Source organism: Kitasatospora sp. NPDC088861 (assembly GCF_044750105.1).
GTDB lineage: Bacteria > Actinomycetota > Actinomycetes > Streptomycetales > Streptomycetaceae > Kitasatospora.
The window spans coordinates 318,619-324,866 of record NZ_JBIVJF010000007.1; the positions used below are offsets into that span (position 1 = coordinate 318,619).

Annotated in this window: 7 protein-coding genes; 5 read left to right on the plus strand and 2 right to left on the minus strand. The window is 73.2% G+C overall.

Annotation, left to right across the window (positions count from 1 at the left end; translation table 11 throughout):
- Positions 1-44 precede the first annotated feature (44 nt).
- Entirely contained in the window at positions 45-1,190 is a 1,146-nt protein-coding gene (locus tag ACIP37_RS16375) for an MBL fold metallo-hydrolase (RefSeq protein WP_363580659.1), read from the minus strand.
- 314 nt (positions 1,191-1,504) lie between these two features.
- On the opposite strand from ACIP37_RS16375, the gene fabG reads away from it, so the two are divergent.
- The gene (gene fabG / locus ACIP37_RS16380) at positions 1,505-2,224 is read left to right on the plus strand and encodes a 3-oxoacyl-[acyl-carrier-protein] reductase (protein WP_350887665.1); all 720 of its coding nucleotides are present in this window, start codon (positions 1,505-1,507) and stop codon (positions 2,222-2,224) included.
- Positions 2,225-2,226: 2 nt separating this feature from the next.
- Positions 2,227-2,994, plus strand: coding sequence for an enoyl-ACP reductase FabI (gene fabI / locus ACIP37_RS16385; RefSeq protein ID WP_063349628.1), 768 nt, complete (start codon positions 2,227-2,229; stop codon positions 2,992-2,994).
- An 88-nt stretch (positions 2,995-3,082) separates the two neighbouring features.
- On the opposite strand, the gene ACIP37_RS16390 is transcribed toward fabI, so the two are convergent.
- The gene (locus ACIP37_RS16390) at positions 3,083-3,757 is read right to left on the minus strand and encodes a FadR/GntR family transcriptional regulator (RefSeq protein ID WP_350887659.1); all 675 of its coding nucleotides are present in this window, start codon (positions 3,755-3,757) and stop codon (positions 3,083-3,085) included.
- A gap of 135 nt (positions 3,758-3,892) precedes the next feature.
- Here ACIP37_RS16390 and ACIP37_RS16395 point away from each other — a divergent pair, with 135 nt between their 5' ends.
- The 3 genes from ACIP37_RS16395 to ACIP37_RS16405 all read left to right on the plus strand — a co-directional run bounded on the left by ACIP37_RS16395 (position 3,893) and on the right by ACIP37_RS16405 (position 6,058).
- Positions 3,893-5,179: an MFS transporter gene (locus tag ACIP37_RS16395; protein WP_363580661.1), complete on the plus strand. Its 1,287-nt coding sequence runs from the start codon at positions 3,893-3,895 to the stop codon at positions 5,177-5,179.
- A 67-nt stretch (positions 5,180-5,246) separates the two neighbouring features.
- Positions 5,247-5,369, plus strand: a complete 123-nt coding sequence (locus ACIP37_RS16400) for an SGM_5486 family transporter-associated protein (RefSeq protein WP_279634939.1) — start codon at positions 5,247-5,249, stop codon at positions 5,367-5,369.
- Positions 5,370-5,530: 161 nt separating this feature from the next.
- Positions 5,531-6,058, plus strand: coding sequence for a histidine phosphatase family protein (locus ACIP37_RS16405; protein WP_063349631.1), 528 nt, complete (start codon positions 5,531-5,533; stop codon positions 6,056-6,058).
- The last annotated feature ends 190 nt before the right edge of the window (positions 6,059-6,248 follow it).

A 6,248-nucleotide genomic window follows, 5' to 3' on the forward strand; every position in this document is an offset into this window, starting at 1 on the left:
GGCCAGCGCATTTCGGCCGGTGCGCCGCCGTGGTGGCCGGTCGGTCAGCCGACGATCTCCCACCAGCCGTCCAGCTCCGGCGGGTTGTCCACGTCGACCCGCTCGCCGGGGCGCGGCACGGCCAGCGGGACGGCCTGCGCCTTGGCCTCGACCAGCAGTCGCTCGATCGGCTCGGCCCACGGGTGCAGGCCCAGGTTGAAGGTGCACCAGTGCACCGGCACCAGCAGGCCCGCCTGGAGGTCGCGGTGGGCGCGCACGGCGTCCTCGGGGGTCATGTGGATGTCGGCCCAGGCGGCGTCGTAGGCGCCGATCTGCACCAGCGCGGCGTCGAAGGGGCCGTGGCGGTCGCCGATCCGGGCGTAGCCCTCGAAGTAGCCGGAGTCACCGGTGTAGAAGACCTTGCGGTCGGGGCCGGCGATCACCCAGGAGCCCCACAGGGTGGTGTTGCGGGTCAGGCCGCGGCCGGAGAAGTGGTGCGCCGAGGTGAGGGTGAGCACCAGGTCGCCGAGGGTGCAGGTCTCGTCCCAGTCCAGTTCGATGATGCGGTGCTCCGGGACGCCCCAGCGGCGCAGGTGGCCGCCGATGCCCAGCGGCACCGCGAACGGCGCGGACTGGCTGCGCACCAGGCGCTTGACCGTCGCCATGTCCAGGTGGTCGTAGTGGTCGTGCGAGATCAGCACGGCGTCGACCTGCGGCAGCTCCTCCAGTTCCACCGGCACCGGGTGCAGCCGCTTGGGGCCGACGTGCGCGGCGGGGGAGCAGCGCTCGCTCCAGATCGGGTCGAGCAGCACCCGGGAGCCCTCGATCTCCACCAGCGCGGAGGCGTGCCCGTACCAGGTGATCGCCACGCCCTCGGCGGCCGGGCCGGGGCCGCCGGCGGGGCGGACGGTCGGCACGGGGTGGGCGGGGACGCGGCCCTCGCGGTCGAACAGCATCCGGCGGATGGTGCCGCGGTCGATGTCCGGGGCGGTGGTGGCCCGGGCCAGGGTGGAGGGGGCGTTGTGGAAGACGCCGTCGCGGTACTGCGGCGAGTCGCGCACCCGCTCCTCGTGCTCGCCGTCCGGCCGTCGGCCGAACGCCGCCGGCAGGTCGCGCAGCGACCAGGCGGCCGCTCCCAGGCCGGCCGCGAGGGCGGTCAGGGCCAGCAGCCGTCCGTTTCGGTGGGTGCTCCTGGGCCGTGCCTTGGTCATGCGCCCTGCCTTCGTTCCTCGCGGGACCCTTCGGGGATCGGTACGGCCGGTCCCGGGTCGGCCCGCACCACGGGGGCAACGGGTGCGCGGGGCCGTGTTGTTCCCGTACGGCGGCGTCGGCTCGGCTCCGGCGGTGGTTCGGTCAGGGCGGCTGAGCAGGTGCGGGGCGCTGCGGGTACGGATTGTCGGATTGCGACAGTTCCTCCGGTGCGGCGCTGTGGGAGCCCGATGCGCCGACACCGCCGACCGCCCGATAGCGTCACACTGCGTACGCGTTCCGACGTACGTCCGCACACACGGAGAGAGGTGGATCGTTGAGCCGCTCGGTTCTCGTCACCGGAGGAAACCGGGGCATCGGCCTCGCGATCGCCCAGGCCTTCGCCGAGGCGGGTGACAAGGTCGCCATCACCAGCCGCTCGGGCGAGGTGCCCGAGGCCCTGGAGAAGTACGACGTCCTCGCGGTGCGCTGCGACATCACGGACGCCGCGCAGGTCGACGCCGCCTTCACCGAGATCGAGGAGAAGCACGGCGCGGTCCAGGTGCTGGTCGCCAACGCGGGCATCACCAACGACACCCTGCTGCTGCGCATGTCCGAGGAGGACTTCACCTCCGTCCTGGACACCAACCTGACCGGCGCCTTCCGGGTGGTCAAGCGCGCCTCGAAGCTGATGATGCGGGCCCGCAAGGGCCGCGTCGTGCTGATCTCGTCCGTGGTGGGCCTGTCCGGTTCGCCGGGCCAGTCGAACTACGCCGCGTCCAAGGCGGGCCTGGTCGGCTTCGCCCGGTCGCTGGCGCGTGAGCTGGGCCCGCGCAACATCACCGTCAACGTGGTCGCCCCCGGCTTCGTCGACACCGACATGACCGCTGTGCTCAGCGACGAGCGCCGCGCGGAGATCGTCTCGGGCGTGCCGCTGGGCCGCTACGCGTCGCCCGCCGAGGTCGCGTCCACCGTGCGGTTCCTCGGTTCGGACGAGGCCGCGTACATCACCGGAGCCGTCATTCCCGTCGACGGCGGATTGGGCATGGGTCACTGAGCATGACTGGAATCCTTGAGGGCAAGCGCATCCTGATCACGGGTGTGCTGATGGAGTCCTCCATCGCCTTCCACGCCGCCAAGCTGGCCCAGGAGCAGGGTGCGGAGATCATCCTCACCGCGTTCCCGCGCCCGAGCCTGACCGAGCGGATCGCCAAGAAGCTGCCGAAGCCGGTCACCGTGCTGCCGCTGGACGTCTCCAGCGAGGAGGAGCTGGCGGGCATCGCCGACACGGTCCGCGAGCACCTGCCGACCCTGGACGGCATCGTCCACTCGATCGGCTTCGCCCCGCAGGACGCCCTGGGCGGCAACTTCCTGGACACCCCGTGGGAGTCCGTGGCCACCGCGATGAACGTCTCGGCCTTCTCGCTGAAGTCGCTGACCATGGCGCTGCTGCCGCTGATGCAGGACGGCGGCTCGGTCGTCGGCCTCACCTTCGACGCGCAGTTCGCCTGGCCGCAGTACGACTGGATGGGCCCGGCCAAGGCCGCCCTGGAGTCGACCAACCGCTACCTGGCGCGCTACCTGGGCGAGCGGGACATCCGCTGCAACCTGATCTCGGCCGGCCCGCTCGGCTCGATGGCCGCCAAGTCCATCCCGGGCTTCGGCGACCTCGCGGACACCTGGAACCACCGTTCCCCGCTGAAGTGGGACCTGACCGACCCGGAGCCGGCCGGCCGCGGCATCGTCGCGCTGCTCTCGGACTGGTTCCCGAAGACCACCGGCGAGATCATCCACGTCGACGGCGGGCTGCACGCCATCGGCGCCTGACCGCTTCGCCGCACACCGCTGCCCGGCACCCTCGTGGGGGGTGCCGGGCAGCGGCGTTCCAGGACGTTCCAGGGCGTTCGGGGGTGCCTCAGGCGTCGGCGGGGGTGCACGCGCCGATGGCGCGGCCGGCCTCGACGGAGGCGCGCTGGGCGTCGCCGGCCCGGATGGCGTCGAGGATGGTGGCGTGGCCGATGTAGCGCTCGGCGATCAGCTCGGGGCCGACGTCGTGCCGCAGGTGGGCGCGGGTGACCTCGCCGAGGTCGGCGTAGACGGCGGCCAGCACGTCGTTGTGGGCGGCGGCGACGACGGCCTGGTGGAACGCGGCGTCGGCCTGGATGAAGTCCTCGGCGTCGCCGGAGTGCCAGGCGCTCTCGCGGCGGCCCAGCGCGGCGTCCAGCAGGCCGAGGTCGCGGTCGGTGCGGCGGGCCGCGGCGAGGCCGGCCGCAGAGGTCTCCAGGGCGGCCCGCAGCTCGGCGACCTGCGCCTGGTCGGCGTCGGCGAAGCGGCGGTGCATGACCCCGGCCAGCTCGCTGGTGGCGAGCACGTAGGTGCCGGAGCCCTGGCGGATGTCGAGCAGCCCGTTGTGGGCGAGGGCGCGGACGGCCTCGCGGACGGTGTTGCGGGCGACGCCGAGCTGTTCGACGAGTGCGGCCTCGGTGGGGATGCGTGAGCCGACGGGCCACTCTCCGGAGGTGATCTGGGCGCGCAGCTGCGCGATCACCTGGTCGGACAGCGGGGTGCGCCTCGGCGAGGACAGCGCCACGGGTACTCCTTGCGGCTACGGTTCGATGGACGGGGCCGGCGGGTGGGAGGGCCGGCGTCCGGTGGGGGAGCGGGTCGGCACATCATGCCAATTCGAAGGTGCGCCAATTCATCCCATCATTCTATGATGGTGCCCATGCCTCCCGCAGCAGACACCACCGCCTCCCCACGAACCGAGGCCCGGCCGCAGACCGAGCGGCCCTCCACGCCCTCCTCCGGCAAGTACCTGGGCTGGCTGTTCGCCATCGCGATCGCCGCCGCCGCCTTCAACCTGCGCCCCGTGGTCACCAGCCTCGGGCCGCTGCTCGACCAGGTCCGCGCCGACCTCGGGATGAACCCGACGCTCGCCGGGCTGCTCACCGCCGTCCCGTCGCTCTGCTTCGGCCTGTTCGGCTTCGCCGCGCCCTCGATGGCCCGGCGGATCGGCCCGATCGCCGTGATCACCGCCGGCATGGGCGCGATCACCCTGGGCGTGCTCTCCCGCTCCTTCGCCGGCGGCACCGCGGTGTTCCTGCTGCTGACGGCGCTCGCGCTGGCCGGTGTGGCGGTCTCCAACGTGCTGATCCCGGTGGTGATCAAGCGCTACTTCCCGGACAAGGTCGGTCCGATGATCGGCCTGTACTCGATGGCGCTGTCGGCCGGCACCGCGCTGGCCGCCGCCGTCACCGTGCCGATGACCAGCGCGCTCGGCGGCGACTGGCGCTACGGCCTGGGCGTCTGGGCCGGTCTCGCCGCGCTGGCCCTGCTGCTCTGGCTCCCGGTGCTGCTGACCAAGCGCGAGCGCGGCGAGCGCGCGGGCGGGGCGGCCGCCGCCAGGCTGCCGATCACCCGCAGCCGGACGGCCTGGGCGATGGCCTGCTTCTTCGGCCTCCAGGCCACCGGCGCCTACGTGGTGATGGGCTGGCTGCCGAAGATCTTCCAGGACGCCGGCGTCGACAAGGGCACCTCCGGGGTGCTGCTCGCGGTGACCATGGTGATCGGCGTGCCGGTCTCCTTCGTGCTGCCCAACCTGGCCGCCCGCCGCGGCGACCAGCGGCTGTTCGTCGTCGTGCTGGCCGCCTGCGGCATCGCCGGGTACGCCGGGCTGGCGCTGGCCCCGGCCGGCGCGTCGTGGCTCTGGGCGGTCCTGGTGGGCCTGTCCAACTGCGCCTTCCCGCTGGTGCTGACGATGATCGGGCTGCGTGCCCGCACCGCCGGCGGGGTCGCCCAGCTCTCCGCCTTCGCCCAGGGCGTCGGCTACCTGATCTCCATCCCCGGCCCGATCCTGATCGGCCGGATCTACCAGATGACCGGCGAGTGGTACGGCCCGCTGGGCTTCCTGGCGCTGCTGCTGGTGCCGCAGATGCTGTTCGGCCTGCGGGCCGCGATGGCCCGGCACATCGAGGACGAAGCGGTCCACCCCGTGGCGCAGGTCAAGGCCTGACCAAGGGACGGCCAACCCCGAGGGGTCGGTGACCGACGGGCGTGTTCGGGGTGGAAGAATCCCGGACATGCCCGTTCTCGATCCCAACCCGACCGACGGCCGCAAGCAGCTCGGCCAGATCGCCCTGGCGATCGCCGGCATCGTGGTGCTGGTGGCGATCATCGCCTCCGTCGCCGCCGCCATAGGCTGATCCGGTCCATCCCCCCCCCCGCGTAGCACCGCCGTTCACCGGCCACCCCCGTTTATCGGAAGGCCGGACGAACGGCGGATGATGACACCCGCCACCCCTGCGAGTGGCGGCATCCGGGAGCACCGCGCCCCGGAGCGGCTTTTCTGCCAAGCTTGCTGGGTATGAGCGCCGACACGTCCCGCAGGATCATCGTTCTCCGCCATGCCAAGGCCGACTGGCCCAACGGCGTGGACGACCACGAGCGGCCGCTGGCCGACCGGGGCCGTCACCAGGCCCCGGACGCCGGCCGCTGGCTGGTCGACTCCGGCATCAACCCCGAGTACGTGCTCTGCTCCACCGCGCTGCGCACCCGCGAGACGTGGAAGCTGGCGGCGCACGAGCTGCCGAAGCGGGCCCGCAAGACCGTGTACGAGGACCGCATCTACGAGGCCAGCCCCGGCGAGATCATCGCCGTCCTCCAGGAGACCCCGGAGGAGTACGCGGACGTGGTGCTGGTCGGGCACAACCCCGGCGTGCTGGGCCTGACCCAGGTGCTGGCCGGGGACGCGGGCGACCGGGACGCGCTGGAGCGGCTGCGGCTCGGCGGCTTCCCGACGGCGGCGATCGCGGTGCTCAGCTTCAGCGGCTCGTGGAAGGGCGTCGAGCCGGGCGCGGCCGCGCTGGTCTCGTACTACACGCCGCAGGACTGACCCGGTACGGAGCTCCGAGTTCCGTACGGGCTCCGGGGTTCCGGGCTTCGATGACGACGAGGGGCGGGGGGGGCCCGGGGGCCCGCCCCCCCGGGGGGGGGGGGGGGGGGGCGGGGGGCGGGGGGGGGGCCCCCCCGCCGCCGCCCCCCCCCCCCCCCCGGGGGTGGGCCCCCCGGGCAACACCCGGTGC